This is a genomic window from Marinomonas shanghaiensis, from assembly GCF_003259175.1.
GTDB classification, from domain to species: domain Bacteria; phylum Pseudomonadota; class Gammaproteobacteria; order Pseudomonadales; family Marinomonadaceae; genus Marinomonas; species Marinomonas shanghaiensis.
On the sequence record NZ_QGOK01000021.1, the window covers coordinates 1 to 21,968 of the forward strand.

Sequence of the window (21,968 nt, forward strand, 5' to 3'; positions counted from 1 at the left end):
CATACGCAATTTCAGTATTATCGCACATATCGACCATGGAAAATCGACGTTAGCAGACCGCTTCATTCAGGCTTGTGAAGGCTTGAGTGAACGTGAGATGTCTGCTCAAGTTCTTGACTCGATGGACATTGAGCGTGAACGTGGCATTACCATCAAGGCGCAAAGTGTCACCCTCGATTACCACGCAAAAGATGGACAAGTGTATCAATTAAACTTCATCGATACTCCTGGGCACGTGGATTTCTCTTATGAGGTATCTCGTTCTCTTGCGGCTTGTGAAGGTGCGTTATTAGTTGTTGATGCGGCTCAGGGTGTGGAAGCGCAGTCTGTCGCAAACTGCTACACCGCGATCGAGCAAGGTCTCGAAGTGATGCCAGTTTTGAATAAAATCGATTTGCCGCAAGCAGAGCCTGAGCGCGTCAGCGCCGAGATTGAAGAGATCATCGGTATAGATGCAATGAATGCTGTGACCTGTTCTGCAAAAACAGGCATGGGCGTTGATGATGTGCTAGAACGTCTGATTGCGACGATTCCACCACCAGAAGGCGATGTGGATGCTCCGCTTCAAGCGCTTATTATCGACTCTTGGTTTGATAACTACTTAGGTGTGGTTTCTCTTGTTCGTATCAAACAAGGTACTTTGCGTAAGAAAGACAAGATTTATATTAAATCTACCAAACAGTCTCATCCAGTTGATATGGCGGGTATTTTTACGCCAAAACGCAAAGAGACTGGCGTGTTGAGAGCGGGTGAAGTAGGTTTTGTTGTTGCAGGTATTAAAGATATTCATGGGGCACCAGTAGGTGACACCATTACTCATGCATCGACACCAGATGTTGCTCAGTTAGCGGGTTTCAAAAAAGTTAAACCACAAGTTTACGCCGGTGTGTTCCCTGTTAGCTCTGATGACTATGAAGATTTCCGCGTTGCTCTTGATAAGTTGACACTGAACGATGCCTCTCTGTTTTTTGAACCAGAAAGCTCTGATGCTTTGGGTTTTGGCTTCCGTTGTGGCTTCTTGGGTATGCTGCATATGGAGATCATTCAGGAACGTTTAGAGCGTGAATACGATCTTGATTTAATTACCACGGCGCCAACCGTAGTGTATGAAATTGAATTAAATAATGGCGATGTAATTAGCGTAGACAGTCCATCAAAAATGCCAGACCCTGGTACGATTAAAGAAATGCGCGAACCGATTGTGGAAGCGAATATTTTAGTGCCACAAGAATACTTGGGTAACGTCATTACTTTATGCGTGGAAAAGCGTGGTATCCAAAAAGACATGCTATATGTTGGCCGCCAAGTACAGTTGCGTTATGAGTTGCCAATGAACGAAGTGGTAATGGACTTTTTTGATAAACTAAAATCTTGTAGTCGCGGTTTTGCGTCTTTGGATTACAGTTTCTCCCACTTTAGTGCTGCGCCTTTATGCCGATTAGATATTTTGATCAATGGTGAGCGCGTTGATGCTTTAGCGCTCATTATGCACAAAGACAATGTGCAGTATAAAGGCCGAGCTTTGTGTGAAAAAATGAAAGATTTAATTCCTCGCCAAATGTTTGATGTGGCGATCCAAGGTGCGGTCGGCGCGAAAATTATTTCTCGTACAACGGTCAAGGCGTTACGCAAAAACGTTATTGCCAAATGTTACGGTGGTGACGTAAGCCGTAAGAAGAAATTGTTGCAGAAACAAAAAGAAGGTAAAAAACGTATGAAGCAGGTGGGCAACGTTGAAGTGCCACAATCTGCTTTCCTTGCCGTTTTGCAGCTGGATAGCTAAAGCCAGAACAACAACAGGCGTGCTCAGCACGCCCTGATGGAGAAATGAAGTATGGGTTTTGATTTCGAATTGATACTGGCCATTGCGTTTTTAGTGACAGGTGTCTTCTGGGTATATGATCGTGTTGTTTATTTTCCCAAGCGCAAAGCTGTATTGACAAATATGGCAACAGAAACGCGAAAGGCACTTAGTAAAGACGCTCAGCAGCGACTAGCGGAAACGCCTAAGTTCGTGGTAGAGGTAAAGTCTTATTTCGTTATCATTGCGGTCATTTTTGGTCTGCGGTCTTTTGTGGTGGAGCCCTTTCAGATTCCGTCTGGATCTATGCTGCCAACGCTAAAGATAGGCGATTTTATTCTGGTGAATAAGTTCGACTATGGCCTTCGTTTGCCTGTTTTGAATACGACCATTATTCCGACTACAGAACCAAAGCGCGGCGACGTGGTCGTATTCAAGTACCCACTAGACCCCAGTTTAAACTATATTAAACGCTTAGTTGGTTTGCCTGGCGATCAAATTCGTTACCAGAATAAAGTTTTGACGGTAAATGGTGAGCCCGTTAGTAAAGAGTTTTTAGCCAAATTGCCTGTGTCTCTGAATCCAAATCAAGAGCCTGTTGATGTATTTAGTGAACACCTAGGTAAGGCACAACACGAAATCTATAATAGTTATCGATTTACCCCGCACGAAGGTGAGTGGACTGTGCCTACAGGACATTATTTTGTGATGGGAGACAACAGAGACAACAGCGCTGACAGTCGTTTTTGGGGCTTTGTCCCAGATGAAAATATGAAGGGGCGTGCCTTTTATGTGTGGCTGCATTGGGATCAATTTTTCAGTATCCCAAGCTTTAAAAACAACGGTTTGATTGAATAAGTATTTTTTGGAGACATTTTGAGTTCATCGTATCAGAAGCTGAGTCAGCGAATAGGGTATTTTTTTGCTGACCTTGGACTGCTTGAACTGGCGCTAACGCACCGTAGTTTTGGTGGGAAAAATAATGAGCGCCTTGAGTTCTTAGGTGACTCTATCCTTAATTATGTGATTGCGGAAGATCTTTTTCACCGTTTTCCAAAGGCCAAAGAAGGCGAATTAAGCCGTTTGCGAGCGTCGCTAGTAAAAGGCGATACCTTGGCTGAATTAGCAAGAGAGTTTGAATTGGGTGATTATCTCAAGTTGGGCGCTGGAGAATTAAAAAGCGGTGGATTTAGGCGCGATTCTATTTTAGCCGATACGGTTGAGGGCATTATTGGTGGTATGTATCTTGATGCCGGCATGGAGGTGTGTCGTCAGCATATTTTAGCATGGTACAAGGAGCGCCTGGATGCGACATCATTAAAAGTGGTTACTAAGGATGCAAAGACGCGACTTCAAGAGTATCTTCAAGCCAGAAAGCATGCGCTACCTCAGTACGATGTTGTGAATATAGTGGGCGAGCCTCACGACCAAACTTTTTTTGTACATTGTCACATTGAACTGTGTGAAAGTGCTATAGAAGGTAAGGGTAACAGTCGTCGCATTGCAGAGCAAAACGCGGCTGCCAAAGCATTGAAAAAATTGGAAAAGAAAGATGTCTGACGTTGAAGTTACACACTGTGGTTATATTGCCATTGTCGGCCGCCCAAATGTGGGTAAGTCGACTTTGCTTAATCATATTTTAGGCCAAAAATTATCCATTACTTCGCGTAAGCCACAAACCACCCGTGATCAGATTCTTGGTGTAAAAACGGAAGGTCATGTTCAGGCTATTTATGTGGACACACCCGGTTTGCATTTGGGTGAAGCAAAAGCCATTAATCGTATCATGAATAAAACGGCTGCGGCGGCATTGAAAGATGTCGATGTGGTTCTATTTGTCATTGATGCGGATCGCTGGACGGAAGAAGATGAAGCGGTGTTGCAAAAAGTGAAGCACGCCCGTTGCCCCGTTATTCTAGTGGTCAATAAAGTCGACCAGCTGGATCAAAAAGAGGATCTTTTGCCGCGTCTGGCGAACCTAGCCGATCGAATGGATTTTGCACAAATTGTTCCCATATCAGCTCTGCGTAATAATAACTTAGACCGTTTAGAGCGCTTGGTTGAAAGCTACATGCCAGAGGGGACGCAATTTTACCCTGAGGATCAAATAACCAATCGCAGTTCACGCTTTTTGGCCGCCGAGATTGTTCGCGAAAAAATTACTCGTCAACTTGGGCAAGAAGTGCCTTATGAGGTCGCGGTACAAATTGAAGAATTTGTTTATGAAGAGTCTGCTATTCACATTAGTGCGTTGATTTTAGTTGAGCGAAATGGACAAAAACGCATCATTATTGGCGAGCGTGGCGACAAGATTAAGTTAATCGGTAAAGAAGCGCGAATTGATATGGAAAACCTATTTCAACATAAAGTGATGTTGAATCTCTGGATTAAAGTTCGTTCAGGCTGGTCAGATGATGAACGCGCCTTGGCGAGTTTAGGTTATCAGGAAGAATAGCTTTAATGCGCGTTTCTGCGTATGTCATTCACACCCGTCCCTTTCAAGACGGTAAGATCCTGCTTGATGCGTTAACGTTAGAGCAAGGATTGGTTCGAGGTGTTTGGCGATTACCCAAAAAAGAGGCTCGGATCATCCCCGGGCCTTTTTTATGTTATGAAATGGAGCTTTCGGGTCGTAGTGACTTAAAAACCGTGAAAAGTTTGGAGTCGGTAAAATCGGCGTTTGTGCTTGAAGGGTTGCCTTTGTACGCTGCTTTTTATGTTCATGAGTTGCTTGAAAAACTGCTACCTACCAATTTGCCTTTACCTGATGTTTTTGAATTGTATCAGTGGCTGATTGAGAGTTTGCATTCGGGAGTTCCCATCGCCCCTTTGTTACGTCGCTTTGAAGTAGGATTATTTTCAGAATTGGGTGTGGGCATCAACATGATATCTACCGGTCGTGGGGAGTCAATCGAGCCACGTCAGCTTTATCAATTCCATTATAAGTTTGGTTTGCGGCCGTATTATGGCGAAATACCAAAACAACTCCCCATGTTGTTTGTGGAAGGTCAGGTGGCATTGGATTACCACGCTGGTCAATGGATGGATAAGCAAGTGTTGAGCCTCGCTAAGGAATTGCATCGTAATTGGTTAGACAGTTTATTAAATGGTAAGCCTATTGTATCAAGGCGATTATTGCCAAAGCAGCCCTTTCAAGGCGATCGGCATATGGGGGTGCCGATTTTTCGGGCTTTGCGATGATTTATTCGATTAAAGAGGTGAGAAGTTGATTATAGGTATTGGAACGGATTTGGTTGAAATTGCCCGAATTGCTCAGTCAATTGAGAGTTTGGGTGAGCGTTTTATTGATCGCATATTAACGACTACCGAGAAAAAACGCTGGTTAGAAATCCGTAATGTGGATAAAGCCAATGCTTATGTAGCAAAACGCTTTGCGGCTAAAGAAGCTGCGGTAAAGGCGTTAGGAACAGGCATTGGTTCTGGTGTGAGCTTTCAGCATTTTAGTGTTGGTAATTTGCCTTCTGGTCAGCCTATTCTCTGCGTGGATGAGAGTATTACTGAGCGTTACAACTTTCCTGTGTCATGGCATTTAAGCCTAACGGATGAGAAAGTGTATGCTCAGGCGTTTGTTGTTCTGGAATCTAGGGAGTGGAGTCCAAAGATTGAGGCCAAGGAATAAGTTGCCTGTGAGTTAGAAGTTCTTCAATGGTTTCAATAAAGTCTTCGGCTACTCCGTCTACTTCTTCTAAACCTAATTCCTTTAAGTGTGTTTCTAAAAAGCCAGCATGGCGCGCGATATTAATGGTGCCTGTGTATTTGGAGGCACCATGAATTCTATGTACTACCTCTATTAGCTTTTCAGTGTCTTGGTTTTCTAGGTGGTGTTGAATCAGCTTTTTTTCAGCGTCCAGTGAATCTGCCAGCATATCAAACATCTCTTTTGCAATATCGGCCTTACCATCCACAACATCAAGTGCTTTTTCTAAATCGAAAATATTGATTAACTTATCATCCACTTGGTCTTGGAATGTTTTGGTATTATTGCGCCAAGTTTCAATCGTGTTAAATAGTAGCTCTTCATCGATAGGCTTGGTCAAATAAGCATTCATACCACTGGCGAGCATTTGTTGTTGTTCTGATCCCAGCGCATGGGCTGTGAGTGCAATAATGGGAATGTTTTTGCAGTGTTCTAATTGGCGTAACATTTGGGTTGTTTCCATTCCATCCATTTCAGGCATTTGAATGTCCATAAAGATCAAGTCGAATGTGTCATGAATGGCCATGTCTATGGCCTGTTGTCCGCTGTAAGCAGATGACACCACAACTCCAACGGGAGTTAGCCAATGATTAAGTAACTGGAGATTGATTGGTGAATCATCTACCGCCAATATCTTGAGGCCTTTAAAATGCTCGTAATTGGCTGGTTCGGGTGCCTTTGGCGGCGCTAAGTGGACGGAGGCTTTGTTGATGTTCGACAGCGCCTTATACAGTCTGTCTTGGCTGATGGGTTTAAGCAGTATGTCGCTGCATACGTTTTTTAAATCGGAGTGGTGAGCTATTTGACCCGGTGGCTGAACCATCATTATGCTGGGGATTGAATGTTGTTGCGCACAATAGTGAATGAGTTCACGGGCTTCAGCAATACTTTGATCGTCAGGATTGACGCTCAATAAAATGGCATGAATAGTGTCATTCCGTTTGTTTAATGTAGACACGATCTGCTCTATGTCTGAGCACGCCGTAGAGCGAACCCCAATACTTTCTAGGTAGTTAGTCAGGTAATTTTTATAGGCTGTACTGGGTTCGAGTAAAAGCACATGTCGATCCAGTTTTTGTATGTGTGGGCTTACCTTATTTGATTTTTTTAGAGTGATCGTAAAGCGAAAGGTTGAACCGATGCTTGGGTCACTACTGACTTCAATTTTCCCTTTCATTTGCTCAACCAGCTTCTTCGTGATGACCAGTCCCAATCCTGTTCCGCCAAATTGGCGTGTGGTACTGGTGTCTACCTGAGAGAAAGGTTTAAATAAACGGTGGATTTTATGTTCCGGTATGCCTATGCCAGTGTCGATAATGTGGAATGACAGGACGATTTCTTGTGAGGTCTGTGAGGCGATAGATACTTTGGTGCGCACCGATCCTTGGTGGGTGAATTTAATGGCATTACCAATGAGGTTTGTCAAAATCTGACGAATTCGAGTGCTATCACCAATAAACCATTCTGGGATGTCTGTACCAAACTCTGGAACCAAATCAATTTGCTTTTCTTTGGTGAGTAAATTGACACTGAGTATCTGATAAACGTCATCTACTAATGCTTTTAAGTTGAAGTGATTGTTTTCGAGATTTAATTTTCCTGCTTCGATTTTAGAAAAATCTAAAATATCGCCAATAATTGCCAATAGACTGTTTGTCGACTGTTCGATGGTGTCTATATAAAGTCGCTGCTGGGTGTCTACAATGTCTTTTTGCAGGGTTTTTGTGTAACCCAATATGGCATTTAAAGGGGTGCGAACCTCATGGCTAATATTGGCAAGAAATTGCGATTTTAATCGGTTTGACTCCATTGCTTCTTTATTGGCAATGTGAAGTTGAGCGCTTTTTTCCTCCATACTGTCCATACTACGGCGCATGTCTTCTGTTGATTGCTCTATGCCTATGATGAGTTCTTCGTGGTGGTGTTCTAACCTTTCCGTCAAATCAAGAAGATCCTTTTGGATGTCAGCGTATTCGGGTGGCAGCTTCATCAATTTAGCGGCTGAGAACTGACCTTTGACGAGTTTGTTTAACGCCACACCAAGCTTACTTATTGGTTGTGTCAGGTGTTTTGATACCTGGTACGTGGTCAAAATCGTCAGTATGTTGATTAGCATTAAAATAAAAATTATTAGGCTGGCGTACTGGTATTTTGCTATTTTTATCGCAGATTTGTTGGCCTCAATTTTAACCCAGCCGATTAAGTTACGTTGATTGCTTGGATTGAAAAGATCTGTTTGCGCATTGAATACACCGTCGAGTGAGTTGTTAGCGTAATGAATGGCGCTCATAGATTCTAAGTAGTCGTCATGCTCAAGAATCTGGCTTTCTTCCGCAAAAGATAGGTTGTTTTGTGTCGGAACACTGCCCAGCTCTGCAATGATTTTTTGTTCGCTGTTAAATAGTTGTACGCTGCTGATGTCATGGTGGCTAAGTGCATTTTGCAGTATTCGATACATCATGTTTTGATCAGAAAAAACAATGGCATATTCGCTAGAGGTGGCCACTTGTTCTGTTATTTGTTTGGTACGCTCATACAGCTGGTGATTTAAATCACTAAAGCGCATTGATAACAAAAAAAGGCTGGTGAGTATTGAAATGATACACACTGGTGTGAACAGCGCCCAAAAAAGTTTACTGCTTAAACTAAGGGGAGCGAGTTGCTTAAAAAAAGGCGATTTCATCTTAGTGTTAATCTGACTAATGGGTTAATAGCAGACCAAATTACCTTTGTCTTTGCGATCGTTGCATTCTTTTTCATATTGATTGCATATCTGTTTTTGGTTATTAGATGGGCTGCTTATGTAGGCACATTCACGCCACTTTTTCCTAAGCTCAATGGTATTTAGTTCTGTCGCATCTTGCATGGTTTTTTCGCAGCTGATGAGCGAAAATAGTAAAAAAAGCAGGATTAAAATACGTGTTACCAGCATACTGATACCATAGAATGTCAAATTGACACTAAGTTTATAACGCTTTTTTATTGTACTGTTTGCTCTTAGTGTTCTTAAATAGTTAAGTTTCATTCCCTAACTCATCAATGTCAACGAAGTTTTTTATGATCCAGTATCCTAGTATCGAGTCCTTAATTGGCCACACTCCTTTGGTTCGCTTGCAGCGCATCAATCCAAATCCAAGCAACACGGTATTGCTCAAATTAGAAGGTCAAAACCCTGCCGGTTCAGTAAAAGATCGTCCCGCTTTGAATATGATACTTCAAGCTGAGTTACGTGGAGACATAAAACCAGGCGACAGTTTGATTGAAGCAACCAGTGGTAACACGGGTATTGCACTTGCGATGGCGGCAGCGATCAAGGGCTATAAAATGCATTTAATCATGCCTGATAACATGAGTCAGGAACGAAAATCGGCGATGTCCGCTTACGGCGCGATTTTGCATTTGGTGACAAAAGAAGAAGGTATGGAACGAGCACGAGATTTGGCTCAAGAGATGCAGAGTCAGGGGCTTGGTAAGGTGCTCAATCAATTTGCAAATCAAGACAACCCTAATGCTCATTATCTGACGACAGGGCCAGAAATTTGGCAGCAAACACAAGGTACGGTCACGCATTTTGTGAGCTCTATGGGGACGACTGGAACCATTATGGGCGTGTCACATTATTTAAAAGAGCAAAATAAAGACATTCAAATCATAGGCCTGCAACCGCAAGATGGATCAAGTATCCCCGGTATTCGTCGTTGGCCTAAAGCCTATCTGCCTTCTATTTTTGACGAAGCTAGGGTAGACACTATTATGGATGTTTCACAAACGGATGCCGAAATTACAATGCGCCGCTTGGCCAAAGAAGAAGGGATCTTTTGTGGGGTTTCTTCCGGTGGGTCGGTTGCCGTAGCCATGGCTTTATCTGAAAAGCTCTCTAATGCTGTCATTGTAGCGATTGTTTGTGATCGTGGAGATCGTTATTTGTCCACTGGGGTTTTTGACGTATAGACGCTTTTTCACGGCTGTTTTTTCTTGTTTCCCTCTCTCTAATGTGAGGTGGACAAAGATCTTAAGGGCTTTTACTTGTTAAGGGCTGGCTTTCGCGTACTGTTCTATGGACATATGCTGTAGAATACTACGGCGTTTATTTTAGACTCTGGATAAAGAGAGCGACCTTTGAGAAGAAGAACACCCCCGCGCCGCGCCGCGAAGCCTCAGTCGATGGGCCCAGTGCAGACTTTTGTTGTAGACGGCCTGACTCACGAAGCAAAAGGCGTTGCTCGTTTGCAAGGAAAAGTGACCTTTATAGAAGGGGCTTTACCTGGAGAGACGGTCACAGCGCAAGTGACTAAGGTTGGTCGTCGTTTTGATGAAGCGGTTTTAACTCATATCATCGAGGCAAGTGACCACCGAGTGGAGCCTGATTGTTTGCATTTTCATGCTTGTGGCGGCTGCAGCTTTCAGCATCTGATAAGTGAAAAGCAACTTTCTGCAAAATCGGATTGGCTGAAAGGCCAATTGCGTAATCTTATCAACACGCAACCTCTTGAATTACTCTCGGATAAGTCCATTGGTTATCGTCGTCGAGCGCGTATAGCCATTGATCATAAAAATGGTCGAATGATGTTGGGGTTTCGTGGTAAAGCGTCAAACGATATCGTTTCGATTGATCGTTGTGTTGTGCTGACAGAGAAGCTTCAGGCGATATATCATTCTTTGAAACAAGCATTATCAAGCAGCAATTTGGCGACCCAACTTGGGCATGTAGAGCTATTGGAAGATAGCAAAGGTGTTTCGGTTTTATTTCGCTTAACCTCCGAGCTATCAGCAGAAGGTCAAAGTGGCTGGAAGGATTGGGCAAAAAAACAGAATGCAGCGCTTTATTGGCAAGCACCGAAAGCGAGCAGAGCGGACGTAAGTGCTGAGGAAATGCGCTATTATGACCTAGGGGATTTGAGGTTGAAATACCATCCTCAAGACTTTATTCAAGTCAATGACAGCATGAATCAAAAAATGGTGATGCAGGCAATGGATTGGTTAAAGCCGAATCAACAGGATGTCATAATGGATTTGTTTTGTGGTGTAGGGAATTTTTCTTTACCTTTGGCGCAACAGGCACAAGCGGTTATAGGGGTAGAGGTACAGGACAGTATGGTGGAAGCGGCTAGGGAGAACGCGCGCCTTAATGGTCTTGATAATGTCTCCTTCATCGCAGCGGATTTGACTAAGCCTGTAAAAAATGAACTTTTAACGCAACAGATAACCAAAGTACTGTTGGACCCACCTCGTGCTGGTGCGTTTGAGTTTTTAGATAGCATAATAAAAATCGGACCCATGCAAATTTTGTATGTTTCTTGCAATGCTTCTACTTTAGCGAGGGATGCCGAGTATTTAGTTGCAAAAGGATATCGTGTTTTACGTGTCAGTTTGATGGATATGTTTCCGCAAACATCTCATGTAGAAACCATGATGTTATTGCAAAAAAAGAAGTAAATTGAAGGGCGGATAAATGGTAACGGTAAGAAAAGATCATCCTGTGTTAGATGATGGCAGTGTTGATATTGATGCTTGGATGTGGCAGTTTTCTCATCTGGTCGATGACAGTGCTCGTGTTCCTTTGCGTATGGCTTGTGAGTTGGCTCGCCAATCGGAGTTGAAAAGTGCCAGACCGTCTTATTGGGGGGCTCAGGCAAGTACTTTTCGTGCTGGATTAGAGATGGTCGAAATACTGTCTGGTTTTCGGGCGGACCAAGATTCATTGGTCGCAGCCGCTTTATATCGTGTGGTACGAGAAGACCAACTGCCCATTTCCCGTGTAACCGAGATGTTTGGTCGTAAGGTGTCTTCGATTATAGAAGGCGTAATGCGAATGGGAGAGGTCTCTAAAAACCTCACCGCGGATTCTGCGGCCGAAGTGCTGGGCAGCAGTGAAAACCAGCTAGAGTCTTTGCGCAAAATGTTGGTTTCTATCATTGATGATGTGCGTGTTGTGCTGATTAAGCTAGCAGAGCGCGCTTGTGCTATCAAAGAGGCCAAACACCAGAGCGAAGAGCGTCGTGTTGCTGTCGCACTTGAAGTGCAGAGTGTTTATGCCCCTTTAGCGCATCGCTTGGGCATTGGTCATATCAAATGGGAATTAGAAGACCTTTCTTTCCGCTATCTTTACCCCTCAGACTACAAACGAATTGCCACCTGGTTAGATGAAAAACGCCTCGATCGTCAGCAGTATATTGATGATGTTATTGCCTTATTAGATGAGCGTTTAAAAGGGATTAACATTCATGCTGATCTAATGGGGCGAGCCAAGCATATCTACAGTATTTGGCGAAAAATGAAGAATAAAAACATTGGCTTTGATGAAGTATACGATGTCAGAGCGGTGCGGATTCTAGTGGATGAGCCCATGGAATGTTACGGCGTTCTTGGGATAGTTCACAATTTGTGGCGGCCCATTCCCCATGAATTCGATGACTATATTAGTAACCCCAAATCAAACGGTTATCAGTCACTGCATACGGCGGTGATCGGGCCTCAAGGTCGAGCACTTGAAATCCAGATTCGTACTCACAAAATGCATGAAGATGCCGAGTTGGGTGTGTGTGCACACTGGAAGTATAAAGGAACGGATTTAAGCTCAAATAGCACCAGTTATGAAGAAAAGCTTCAATGGCTTAGAACCATTCTAGATTTTCATGAAGTACAAGGGGACTTAGAGTCCTTATCTGAGCAAGTTCGCAGTGACATAGAGCAAGATCGCATATACGTTTTTACCCCCGACGGACACGTAGTGGATCTGCCGATCAATGCCACACCAGTTGATTTTGCTTATCGAGTGCACACCGAGATTGGTCATCGATGCCGCGGCGCCAAGGTAAATGGCAAAATTATATCGCTGGTAACGCATTTAAAAACCGGCGATAAGGTTGAAATTCTGACGACCAAAGAAGGCGGTCCTAGCCGCGATTGGTTGCATCCTACTTTAGGTTATGTGCAAACCAACCGAGCCAGAGCAAAAATTCAAAATTGGTTTAGAAAAGAAGACAGAGAGAAAAATTTAGACGCGGGTAAGCACCTGCTTGATAAACAGTTAAAGCGTCTTGGTATTGATGATAATCGCATTGATCTACAAGCTATTTCTTCTCGATTTAACTTTTCTTATGCAGAGGAAGTGTATGTGGCGCTTGGCGCTGGAGACATCCAATTAGCGCGAGTGTTGCGTGTTATTGATGATTTTTACAGCCTCAATGGTGAAAGTGCGCCTGCGCGTCCTATTCGCTTAAAGAAAAGTCGTCATAAATCGTCAGATAACGACATTCATATTTTAGGCGTAGGGAAGTTGCTGACGCAGATGGCAAAATGCTGCTCGCCTATTCCTGGCGATGACATCGTTGGTTTCATTACTCAGGGGCGCGGTGTCTCCGTGCACAGACAGGATTGTATTAACATTGTTCAGCTTGGGTTAGATGAGCCAGAAAGAATCATTGATGTTAGTTGGGGGGAGGAATTAGACAATCAGTACCCAGTGAACATTCAGGTGGAGGCTTATGATAGAACAGGATTGCTCAACGACATTACCAGTTTGCTGGCGAATGAAAAAGTCAATTTGTTGTCGATGAACACGTTATCCGCAAAAGAAAATCATACGGCAAACATTCGCTTTACTATTGAAGTGGGTGAATTAAGTGTATTAAGTAAGTTGTTACATCGTATTAATCAGCTACCCAATGTGCTTAATGTATTCAGAGAGAGGGATTTTTGAGTAACGCAATGAAGCAATTGCAGTATCTAATGCGTTGTCTGAGAGACGAGGCGTTTGGCTGTGCTTGGGATAAAAAACAAACGTTTAAAAGTATTGCTCCTTATACATTAGAAGAGGCGTACGAAGTCGTTGATGCTATTGAACGAGAAGATTTTACACATCTAAAAGAAGAGCTAGGAGATTTGCTTTTTCAGGTTGTTTTTTATGCACAAATGGCTGAAGAAGCACAGCATTTTACCTTTGATGATATTGCTGCCGGAATTGTTGAAAAAATGTTGCGTCGTCATCCTCATGTTTTTCCTGACGGTGACATGACGCGCTTTGGTGAAGTAACATCGCTTACTGAGCAAGAAATTTCCGCGCAATGGCAGCAAATCAAAGCGCAAGAAAAAAATCAATCTGATCAGAGTTTGCTAGCCGATGTGCCCGTTTCCATGCCAGCCTTGATGCAAGCAGTAAAACTCCAACAAAAAGCGGCTAAAGTGGGCTTTGACTGGCCAAATGTGGCGCCTGTGTTTGATAAAATTCGAGAAGAATTGGATGAACTTGAAGCGGCCATGAGAGAACAAAACGCTTCTCATACGGAAGAGGAAATGGGGGATGTATTGTTTGCTGTCAGTAATTTGGCCCGTCACCTCAATATTTCTCCGGATGTGGCGCTGAATAAAACCAATATAAAGTTTCGTCGTCGCTTTGGTAGAATAGAAACCTTAGTATCGGCACAGAATAAAAAATTAGCAGATTGTTCTTTAGAGGAGTTAGACCATCATTGGGAGCAAGCCAAACACGAAGGCTTGTAACCTGCAGGATAGGTTAAAGAACACCTTTAGCGGATATTATTAGCAATTAGGAGGGTGAAGTGAGTGATCGTCAGGCGTCATTACGTGAGAATGTTAGGTTGCTGGGAGATTGTCTTGGTGAAAGCATGAGCAATCATTTGGGAGCCGAGTTTCTGGAAAAAGTAGAAAATATTCGATTACTTTCAAAAGATGGGCGTCAGTCTGGTGATTCCGCCGCGCTTATTGCCGCCCTAGAAGCGTTAGAGGATAAAGAAATTGTGCCTGTTGCAAGGGCGTTTAATCAATTTTTGAACCTGTCTAATATCGCGGAACAATATCATCGGGTACACCGTCGTCGTACCAATGAAAGTTTAGGGGTTTATCACAACCCTATCGGTGACCTTCTGGCTCGACTTGCAAAGCAAAATTTTACGCCAGAGCAAATGATTGCCTCCTTGCAATCCCAATCAATTGAGCTTGTGTTGACGGCTCACCCAACGGAAGTGGTTCGCCGTTCTTTGATTCGAAAATACGACAACATTTCGAGTGAATTAGAAGCACTAGACAAAGACAATATTTTACCTCTTGAAGAAACTAAGCACATTCGACGACTGAAAGAAATCATCACTCAAGCTTGGCACACGGATGAAATTCGTGAAGAAAGGCCAACTCCTGTTGATGAAGCCAAATGGGGGTTTGCAGTGATTGAGCAATCTCTGTGGCAAGCCGTGCCGCGATTCTTTCGTCAATTAGACGAACAGTTCAGTGCGTTTTCCAGCGACGAACGTTTGCCTCTCGATTTGGCGCCGATTCGTTTTGCGACCTGGATGGGGGGCGACCGTGATGGTAATCCAAATGTTACCCATAAGGTGACGAAAGAGGTGACGTTATTGGCTCGATGGATGGCTGCTGACCTCTATATTAAAGACTTGAATGTTTTGCGTTCCGAGTTTTCTATGACGCAATGTAATGCGGCATTGCGAGAGCGAGTGGGCGACAGTGCGCAACCCTATCGTGAAGTGTTGCGACATTTAGAAAATAAAATGTTGGCCACTAAGAATTGGGCAAAGGCTTGTTTAGATGGAAAGCCCGTTCCATCTGACGATATTTTCCTAGACATTCAGGAGCTGATAGACGATTTGGTATTGTGTTATCAGTCTTTGTTAGATTGTGGAATGAAGGTCATTGCCAATGGCTCTCTACTGGATCTTATTCGTTGCGCCGCTACGTTCGGTGCCACTCTTGTGCGCTTAGATGTTCGTCAAGATGCGTCTCGTCATATTGATGCTTTATCAGCGATTACACGTTTTTACGGATTGGGTGACTACGCTGAATGGGATGAAGCGTCTCGACAGGCTTTTTTGCTGACAGAATTGAATTCCAAACGGCCACTCTTGCCGATGGAATGGACACCCACCGCAGAAGTGAAAGAAGTACTTGACACTTTTACCATGATTTCGAAAGGTCAGAAAAACTCTTTTGGCTCTTATGTTATTTCTATGGCGAGTGCGCCATCGGATGTTTTAGCCGTTGCCCTGATGCTAAAAGAGTCTGGCGTGAGCTTTCCTATGCGCATTGTTCCTTTGTTTGAAACACTCGCAGATTTAGATAATGCTGAGCCTATTATTGAGCAATTGTTTTCGATCCCTTGGTATAAGGCCTACATAAACGGCCATCAAGAGGTCATGATTGGTTACTCGGATTCAGCGAAAGACGCTGGACAGATTGCTGCAACTTGGGGGCAATATCGTGCTCAAGAGGCGTTAACACGTCTCTGTAAGAAACACGGTATTCATCTGACGCTTTTCCATGGTCGTGGCGGCACTGTTGGTCGTGGCGGCGGTCCTGCTCATGTGGCGATTTTGTCGCAACCTCCGGGTTCGGTGAATGGTGCTATTCGGGTAACTGAACAAGGTGAGATGATTCGCTTTAAATTTGGTATTCCTGACATAGCGGTACGCTCTCTTGAGCTATATTGCTCGGCGGTGATGGAGGCCTCTTTGATACCGGCTTCACCACCAAAAGAAGAATGGCGTGCCATTATGGATGAAATGGCAGAAGTGGGAATGAATCAGTATCGTTCAATAATACGTGGGCATGAAGACTTTGTGCCTTATTTTAGAGCGACAACCCCTGAGCAAGAGTTGGCCAAATTGCCCTTAGGTTCACGTCCTGCTCGTCGACGTTCAGACGGCGGCGTTGAAAGTTTAAGGGCGATACCTTGGATTTTTGCTTGGATGCAGATTCGTTTGATGTTACCTGCATGGCTGGGAGCTGAGAGCGCATTACAGCAAGGCGTTGATTCTGGTAATTTGGAAAAATTACGAGAGATGCATAAAAAATGGCCATTCTTTGGGGCCTATTTAGACATGCTGGACATGGTGTTGGCAAAAGCCGAACCGGAAATTGCTGAATATTATGAAAAGCGTCTTGTTGGTGAGGAATTACAAGGCTTAGGACGTTTGTTGCGGGGCAAATTGAAGCAAGTGAGTGAGCTTGTGAAGTTGCTTAAAAAGCAAGAGCGTCTTATCGAGGATAATAAAACCATTCGTCAGTCGATCGATGTTCGAAACCCCTATATTGATCCATTGCACTATTTGCAAGCTGAGCTTTTGTATCGTAGTCGAAAAGACGAAGAGAATGCGGAAGTGAACAAAGCCCTAATGATTACCATGGCGGGTATTGCCAGTGGTATGCAAAATACAGGCTAATGTGATTATACGGTTAAGAAATGCTCAGTATGAGTAAGAAAATGATAAAAAAAGACACGTAAATTTGCATAGTGAAGGGCTGCTTGGGTATGCTTGGCGACCATTCAATTTTTTAGTATGCAAATGGTTTGCCTGAACGCCTCGTTGCCGTGCATATCGTACGTTAATGATTCGCTGTGTCAGTCACCCTTGCTATTCAGTTTACGTCGTTTTTTTGGAGACTTTTTATGCGAGTAATATTATTAGGCGCACCAGGCGCGGGTAAGGGCACTCAAGCTCAATTCATCACGGAAGAGTTTGGCATTCCTCAAATCTCTACTGGAGACATGTTGCGTGCTGCCGTTAAAGCCGGAAGTGAGATGGGGCTAAAAGCGAAAGCGGTTATGGACGCGGGTCAATTGGTGTCTGATGACATTATCATTGGTTTGGTCAAAGAGCGCCTGACTCAAGACGATTGCGCTAATGGTGCTCTTTTTGATGGTTTTCCGCGCACTATCCCTCAGGCGGATGCATTAAAAGACGCTGGTGTTAAGATCGACTATGTTGTTGAAATTGATGTTGCCGATGAAGAGATCGTAAAACGCATGAGTGGACGTCGTGTGCATGAGGCGTCTGGCCGCACTTATCATCTGGTTTATAATCCTCCTAAAGTGGAAGGCAAGGACGATGTTACAGGTGAAGATCTTGTACAGCGAGCAGATGATGTTGAAGAGACCGTTCGTTTACGTCTTGGTGTCTACCACGAACAAACTGCGCCGCTTATTGGCTACTATCAAGAGTGGTTAAAAGCAGACAGTGCAACGGCTCCGAAATTCGTTAAAGTAAATGGCGTTGGTGATTTGAACGAGATCAAGCAAAGTCTATTAGCATCGTTAAAGGCTTAAATACGCAATGACGGTTATTTTAGCATTAGATACTTCAACGCCAGCTTGTTCAGTGGCGTTGTATATGGATGGTGTTGTGTTGGAAGATTTCCGCATGGCGCCTCGTCTTCATAATGATCTTATCCTACCTATGGTAGATCAAATACTAAGCCAAGCTGGATTGACACTGACGAACCTGGACGCTATCGCGTTTGGGCGGGGACCTGGGTCCTTTACGGGGCTTAGAATCAGTGCGGGTGTGGTTCAAGGGCTTGCTTTTGGTGCAGATCTGCCTGTTATCCCAGTGTCAACTCTTGCGGCTTTGTCGTTGGAGGGATTTCAAAAAACAGGTAAAAATAATTGGTTGGCTGCGCTTGATGCCCGTATGGGAGAAATCTATATGGGCGGCTATTGTGTCAATAAGATAGAAGGTCGTTATCAGGTCGATCTATTGGTTGATGAATGTGTCGTAAAGCCTGCTAGTTTGTCTGCTTTTTCAACCCATTTTGATGGCGTTGGTTCTGGTTGGTGTTATGAGGATATTTTTACCACACTGCTTCCTGTTCCAGCGGAGCACGTTTTGGTTGATTTAGCGCCTCGTGCTGCTTGCATTGCTGAACTTGCACTGTTGTCCTTTCAGAGAGGTGATATGGTTCGTGCGTACGATGCAATTCCAACCTATTTAAGAGATGAAATTACTTGGGAAAAACAGGCTCCTCGCATAGGGAAACGTTAATTATATGTTGTGGTATCAAATTGTTTTCTTGGCGGTTATTCAAGGGTTAACGGAATTTTTGCCAATATCGAGTTCTGCTCATTTAATTTTGCCTGCCCAGTTACTTGATTGGCCAGATCAAGGGTTGGCGTTTGATGTCGCTGTTCATGTGGGAACACTGATTGCGATTGTCAGTTATTTTAGAAGAGACATTATGCAAATTATTGTGGCATGGTGTGTTTCTATTAAAGACAAACAATCGACACCCAATAGCCGCTTAGGCTGGTGGATTATTTTGGCGACCTTGCCTGCTTGTGTTGCTGGTTTGGTGTTTGATGGCTTTATTGAATCGCATTTGCGTTCTCTAGAGGTGATTGCCTATACCACCATTGGTTTTGGGGTATTGCTTTGGTTGTCAGACCGATATGGTACCACGACGAAAACAGAGCACGAGCTTGGTGTAAAAAGTGTGCTTTTTATCGGGTTTGCTCAGGCGCTTGCACTCATTCCTGGGACCTCGCGATCGGGTATTACGATGACGGCAGCTCGTTTTATGGGGTTTAGTCGAGAAAGTGCTGCGCGATTCTCTTTTCTTTTGTCTATTCCTCTTATTCTTGCGGCAGGTGGCCTAAAGTCAATTGAGCTTGTCTCATCGAACATGCTGGTGGACTGGGAAGGAATATTTATGGGCGTTGTTTTGTCTGCCCTGAGCGCTTATTTTTGTATTTATTTATTTTTAAAGTGGCTTAATACTATAGGCTTTTTTCCCTTTTTTGTTTATCGGTTGATTTTGGGGCTAGTACTTTTAGGGATTGTTTATCTTTAATGCCTTTGTTTTTAGATATGGTTGAGTGTGTAAGGCGTTTTACACTATTTTGGAGAGAGGTTCTCTTTGCTTCATTCTATTGCGGTTGCAACAACAGATAAGTTTTTAGAGCCTGATGCTCGATTGTCAGCTCAATCACTGGATCTGCCTTTCTTATCACTGACTGGACCGATAAAGTTTGTTTCTAATTACGATTATCTCTTGCTCTACACTCCCGATGGTATCGCTGTAGCAAAGACGGGTAAAGCAGCCCCTAAACCCGTTTATGTGGATTTTACGTCGGGTGCTGTGGATCACAGAAGACGCTTTGGTGGTGGTAAAGGGCAAGATATTGCGAAAGCGGTTGGGTTAAATAAGGGGGCTAATTTATCTGTATTGGACGCTACGGCTGGTTTAGGTCGAGATGCGTTTGTGCTTGCTTGCTTGGGGTGTTCGGTGTCTCTTTGTGAGCGTGTGGGGTTTGTTAGAGCCATGCTGCAAGACGGTCTATATCGAGCATCCTTGCATCATGAGGTTGCGGGCATTGTTGCCAAAATGTCGCTATTAACAACAGACATAACGAATCTGTCTCACAATGCTATGTTTGATGTGGTGTACTTGGACCCCATGTATCCGCACACAGATAAATCATCAGCAGCGGCTAAAAAGGAAATGGCTTTTTTTAGAGATCTCGTTGGCAAAGACGATGATGCTGATGCATTGTTGCCGGCAGCCATGCAGCTGGCAGAGTACCGAGTTGTGGTAAAACGTCCAAAAGGTGCTACCTTTTTAAATGATGCACAACCAACGTATCAATTAGAGGGGAAGTCTGGGCGATTTGATGTGTATGTTCTCAAATCGCTGGATTCCCTTGCTGTTTAGTTTTTCATTAATAATGTGGTGGTCTTTCTGCTTCAAAGTTAGGTTGCTGTTGGCGATAAGATTCAAGCTGTTTTCCTAATATAGCGAGTTTCTCTTTCATTAGTAGCATATCTTTTTGTTGGCTGATCAGCGCTTGGTTTAAACTATCGATCGTATCTTCTTGAAATTGTAGTTTGAATTCTAGTTCGTCGATGCGTTGGTTGATTTGTGAGGTGTTCATGGATACCTTCTATGTGTTAACCTTAACAAGCTAAACTCATATTTTATGAGCTCTTCTATAAAAATATATGACGCAAGTATCGGTCATTTAAAATGTAAGAGTGGCGTGAAAATTGCTCTCAAAAGACGATGTGTATTCTACTACTATCTTCTTTTGCTTCGCACGGTGATTTTAGAAAGAGTTTAGTAAAATATTCATTTATTCACTTTTGCACTAATACGGAGTCTGTTTTCTTTGAAATTGGCTTCGCTTCACAATAATATTTAATTTGATAAGAGATATACTGTTATGAATGATCATCAGGATAATGTTTCGCGTAATAAAGAATCTTCTGTTGGTTCTGCTTTTTTCTCGTTGCGCACGTTTATTGTTAGCCTTGTTATTGCTTTGATTGTGCCTTTGCTTATGGCAGGCGTATTGCAAGAAGAGATCGGCCAATATTTTCTTGTGTATTTTGGTTTTATACTGGTGTCTGTTTATGTTGGTGCCATGGTGAGTCAAGTCGGTTCTGTTGGCGATGATTCTGAATCTGAAGAAGATGAAGACGACGATCGTGAGCAGGGCACTGTAAAATGGTTTAACTCATCAAAAGGCTTTGGTTTCTTAACGATGGAAAACGGTGATGATGTGTTTGTTCACTATCGTGCTATCCGTGGTCGTGGTCGTCGTTTTTTGGTTGAAGGACAGCTGGTTCGCTTTTATGTCACCGAAGGTGAAAAAGGCAAGCAAGCAGAGAATGTCTCTATTATTCGCGGTTAATTTTTCTTATTTTTAAAGAGGTATTTATGGCAACGGTAACACTAAAAGGTAATCCTTTTGAAACGGCTGGTTCTCTTCCTGCAGTGGGTTCTACTGCGCCGGCTTTTGAGCTTGTTAAAACGGACTTATCTGTCACCACGTTGGCGGATTACAAAGGTGCCAAGTTGGTATTGAATATCTTTCCTTCTGTTGACACACCTACTTGTGCGATGTCTGTACGTAAATTCAACGAGTCAGCGGCAGCATTAAAAGGCGTTAATGTGCTTTGTGTGTCAGCTGATTTGCCTTTTGCTGCGGCGCGTTTTTGTGGTGCGGAAGGAATCGATAATGTTGATACTGGATCGACTTTCCGTTCTACGTTTGGAGAAGACTACGGTCTTGTTTTCACGACAGGCCCATTAACTGGCCTATTGTCACGTGCTGTTGTTGTATTGGACGAGAGTGGCTCAGTGATCTACACAGAGCAAGTGGCTGAAACGGCTGATGAGCCTAATTATGAAGCAGCATTGGCTGTATTAGCGTAATTTATCATCATTAAAAAAGGCCGCTTAACTGAGTGAATCAGAAGCGGCCTTTTTTTGTTTCAAATGCAGAGCTTTTGTGTAAAAGCTCTTTTAATTAATCTTTTTGTACTGGAATGGTGTTGGTCGTGCGTTCAACGATGTTGTCTTTGTTTAGATAGACTAACTTAGGTTTAAATTCATCCGCTTCTGCCGCGCTCATTTGTCCATAAGCGGCAATAATTACGCGATCACCTACTTGTACTTTTCTTGCCGCGGCGCCATTCATTGAGATGGTTCCTGAGCCTGATTCTGCTAAAATGACATAGGTGTGAAAACGTTCACCGTTATCAACGTTATAGATGTCAATCTGTTCAAACTCTCTGAACCCCGCTAGCTCTACAAGGTCTTTATCTATGGCGCAGGATCCGTCGTACCAAAGCTCTGCTTGGGTGACGCTGGCCATGTGAAGTTTGCCTTTTAGAAGTGTAATTTGCATCTGTAAAATCTCTA

Annotated in this window: 20 protein-coding genes; 17 read left to right on the forward strand and 3 right to left on the reverse strand. The window is 43.5% G+C overall.

The genetic code is table 11. The features are described from left to right. Position 1: 1 nt before the first annotated feature. The 6 genes from lepA to acpS are packed head-to-tail and all read left to right on the forward strand — an operon-like array spanning position 2 to position 5,441. Positions 2-1,783, forward strand: a complete 1,782-nt coding sequence (gene lepA, locus DKT73_RS15955) for a translation elongation factor 4 (RefSeq protein WP_232827906.1) — start codon at positions 2-4, stop codon at positions 1,781-1,783. A 51-nt stretch (positions 1,784-1,834) separates the two neighbouring features. Then, positions 1,835-2,659 carry a signal peptidase I gene (gene lepB / locus DKT73_RS15960; protein ID WP_111639550.1) on the forward strand — a complete coding sequence of 275 codons (825 nt, stop codon included), beginning with the start codon at positions 1,835-1,837 and terminating at the stop codon, positions 2,657-2,659. Positions 2,660-2,677: 18 nt separating this feature from the next. Then, the gene (gene rnc / locus DKT73_RS15965) at positions 2,678-3,361 is read left to right on the forward strand and encodes a ribonuclease III (RefSeq protein ID WP_111639551.1); all 684 of its coding nucleotides are present in this window, start codon (positions 2,678-2,680) and stop codon (positions 3,359-3,361) included. Continuing rightward, complete coding sequence (era, locus tag DKT73_RS15970; protein WP_111608047.1) at positions 3,354-4,256, forward strand: GTPase Era; 903 nt, start codon at positions 3,354-3,356, stop codon at positions 4,254-4,256. The genes rnc and era overlap by 8 nt, the downstream gene beginning before the upstream one ends. 5 nt (positions 4,257-4,261) lie before the next feature. After that, positions 4,262-5,002: a DNA repair protein RecO gene (gene recO / locus DKT73_RS15975; RefSeq protein ID WP_111639552.1), complete on the forward strand. Its 741-nt coding sequence runs from the start codon at positions 4,262-4,264 to the stop codon at positions 5,000-5,002. 25 nt (positions 5,003-5,027) lie between these two features. Further along, positions 5,028-5,441, forward strand: a complete 414-nt coding sequence (gene acpS, locus DKT73_RS15980; protein WP_111639553.1) for a holo-ACP synthase — start codon at positions 5,028-5,030, stop codon at positions 5,439-5,441. Here the strand turns inward: acpS and DKT73_RS15985 are convergent. Continuing rightward, complete coding sequence (locus DKT73_RS15985; RefSeq protein ID WP_232827907.1) at positions 5,404-8,085, reverse strand: response regulator; 2,682 nt, start codon at positions 8,083-8,085, stop codon at positions 5,404-5,406. The genes acpS and DKT73_RS15985 overlap by 38 nt on opposite strands. 491 nt (positions 8,086-8,576) lie before the next feature. On the opposite strand from DKT73_RS15985, the gene cysM reads away from it, so the two are divergent. The 9 genes from cysM (at position 8,577) to DKT73_RS16035 (ending at position 19,976) form a co-directional block, all read left to right on the forward strand. Further along, positions 8,577-9,470 carry a cysteine synthase CysM gene (gene cysM, locus DKT73_RS15995; RefSeq protein ID WP_111639556.1) on the forward strand — a complete coding sequence of 298 codons (894 nt, stop codon included), beginning with the start codon at positions 8,577-8,579 and terminating at the stop codon, positions 9,468-9,470. A gap of 168 nt (positions 9,471-9,638) precedes the next feature. Then, entirely contained in the window at positions 9,639-10,955 is a 1,317-nt protein-coding gene (rlmD, locus tag DKT73_RS16000; protein WP_111639557.1) for a 23S rRNA (uracil(1939)-C(5))-methyltransferase RlmD, read from the forward strand. 16 nt (positions 10,956-10,971) lie between these two features. Next, positions 10,972-13,221 carry a GTP diphosphokinase gene (gene relA / locus DKT73_RS16005; protein ID WP_111639558.1) on the forward strand — a complete coding sequence of 750 codons (2,250 nt, stop codon included), beginning with the start codon at positions 10,972-10,974 and terminating at the stop codon, positions 13,219-13,221. Next, complete coding sequence (gene mazG / locus DKT73_RS16010) at positions 13,218-14,021, forward strand: nucleoside triphosphate pyrophosphohydrolase (protein ID WP_232827908.1); 804 nt, start codon at positions 13,218-13,220, stop codon at positions 14,019-14,021. The genes relA and mazG overlap by 4 nt, the downstream gene beginning before the upstream one ends. A 59-nt stretch (positions 14,022-14,080) precedes the next feature. Continuing rightward, positions 14,081-16,711, forward strand: a complete 2,631-nt coding sequence (ppc, locus tag DKT73_RS16015; protein WP_111639560.1) for a phosphoenolpyruvate carboxylase — start codon at positions 14,081-14,083, stop codon at positions 16,709-16,711. Between the two features lie 227 nt (positions 16,712-16,938). Then, positions 16,939-17,595 carry an adenylate kinase gene (adk, locus tag DKT73_RS16020; protein WP_111639561.1) on the forward strand — a complete coding sequence of 219 codons (657 nt, stop codon included), beginning with the start codon at positions 16,939-16,941 and terminating at the stop codon, positions 17,593-17,595. A 7-nt stretch (positions 17,596-17,602) separates the two neighbouring features. Beyond that, the gene (tsaB, locus tag DKT73_RS16025) at positions 17,603-18,310 is read left to right on the forward strand and encodes a tRNA (adenosine(37)-N6)-threonylcarbamoyltransferase complex dimerization subunit type 1 TsaB (RefSeq protein ID WP_111639562.1); all 708 of its coding nucleotides are present in this window, start codon (positions 17,603-17,605) and stop codon (positions 18,308-18,310) included. A 4-nt stretch (positions 18,311-18,314) separates the two neighbouring features. Further along, entirely contained in the window at positions 18,315-19,115 is an 801-nt protein-coding gene (locus tag DKT73_RS16030; protein WP_111639563.1) for an undecaprenyl-diphosphate phosphatase, read from the forward strand. 66 nt (positions 19,116-19,181) lie between these two features. Continuing rightward, positions 19,182-19,976: a class I SAM-dependent methyltransferase gene (locus tag DKT73_RS16035; protein WP_111639564.1), complete on the forward strand. Its 795-nt coding sequence runs from the start codon at positions 19,182-19,184 to the stop codon at positions 19,974-19,976. Between the two features lie 7 nt (positions 19,977-19,983). On the opposite strand, the gene DKT73_RS16040 is transcribed toward DKT73_RS16035, so the two are convergent. Then, a complete protein-coding gene (locus DKT73_RS16040; protein WP_111639565.1) occupies positions 19,984-20,196 on the reverse strand; it encodes a SlyX family protein in 213 nt (70 codons plus the stop codon). A gap of 288 nt (positions 20,197-20,484) precedes the next feature. Between DKT73_RS16040 and DKT73_RS20430 the strand changes: the two genes are divergently transcribed. Both DKT73_RS20430 and tpx read left to right on the forward strand, forming a co-directional pair. Continuing rightward, on the forward strand, positions 20,485-20,955 hold the full coding sequence (locus DKT73_RS20430) for a cold-shock protein (protein ID WP_111639566.1): 471 nt from the start codon (positions 20,485-20,487) through the stop codon (positions 20,953-20,955). 26 nt (positions 20,956-20,981) lie between these two features. After that, positions 20,982-21,479 (forward strand): thiol peroxidase, encoded by a 498-nt coding sequence (gene tpx / locus DKT73_RS16050; RefSeq protein WP_111639567.1) that lies wholly within the window; start codon positions 20,982-20,984, stop codon positions 21,477-21,479. 94 nt (positions 21,480-21,573) lie between these two features. On the opposite strand, the gene panD is transcribed toward tpx, so the two are convergent. After that, positions 21,574-21,954 (reverse strand): aspartate 1-decarboxylase, encoded by a 381-nt coding sequence (gene panD, locus DKT73_RS16055; RefSeq protein WP_111639568.1) that lies wholly within the window; start codon positions 21,952-21,954, stop codon positions 21,574-21,576. Between the last annotated feature and the right edge of the window lie 14 nt (positions 21,955-21,968).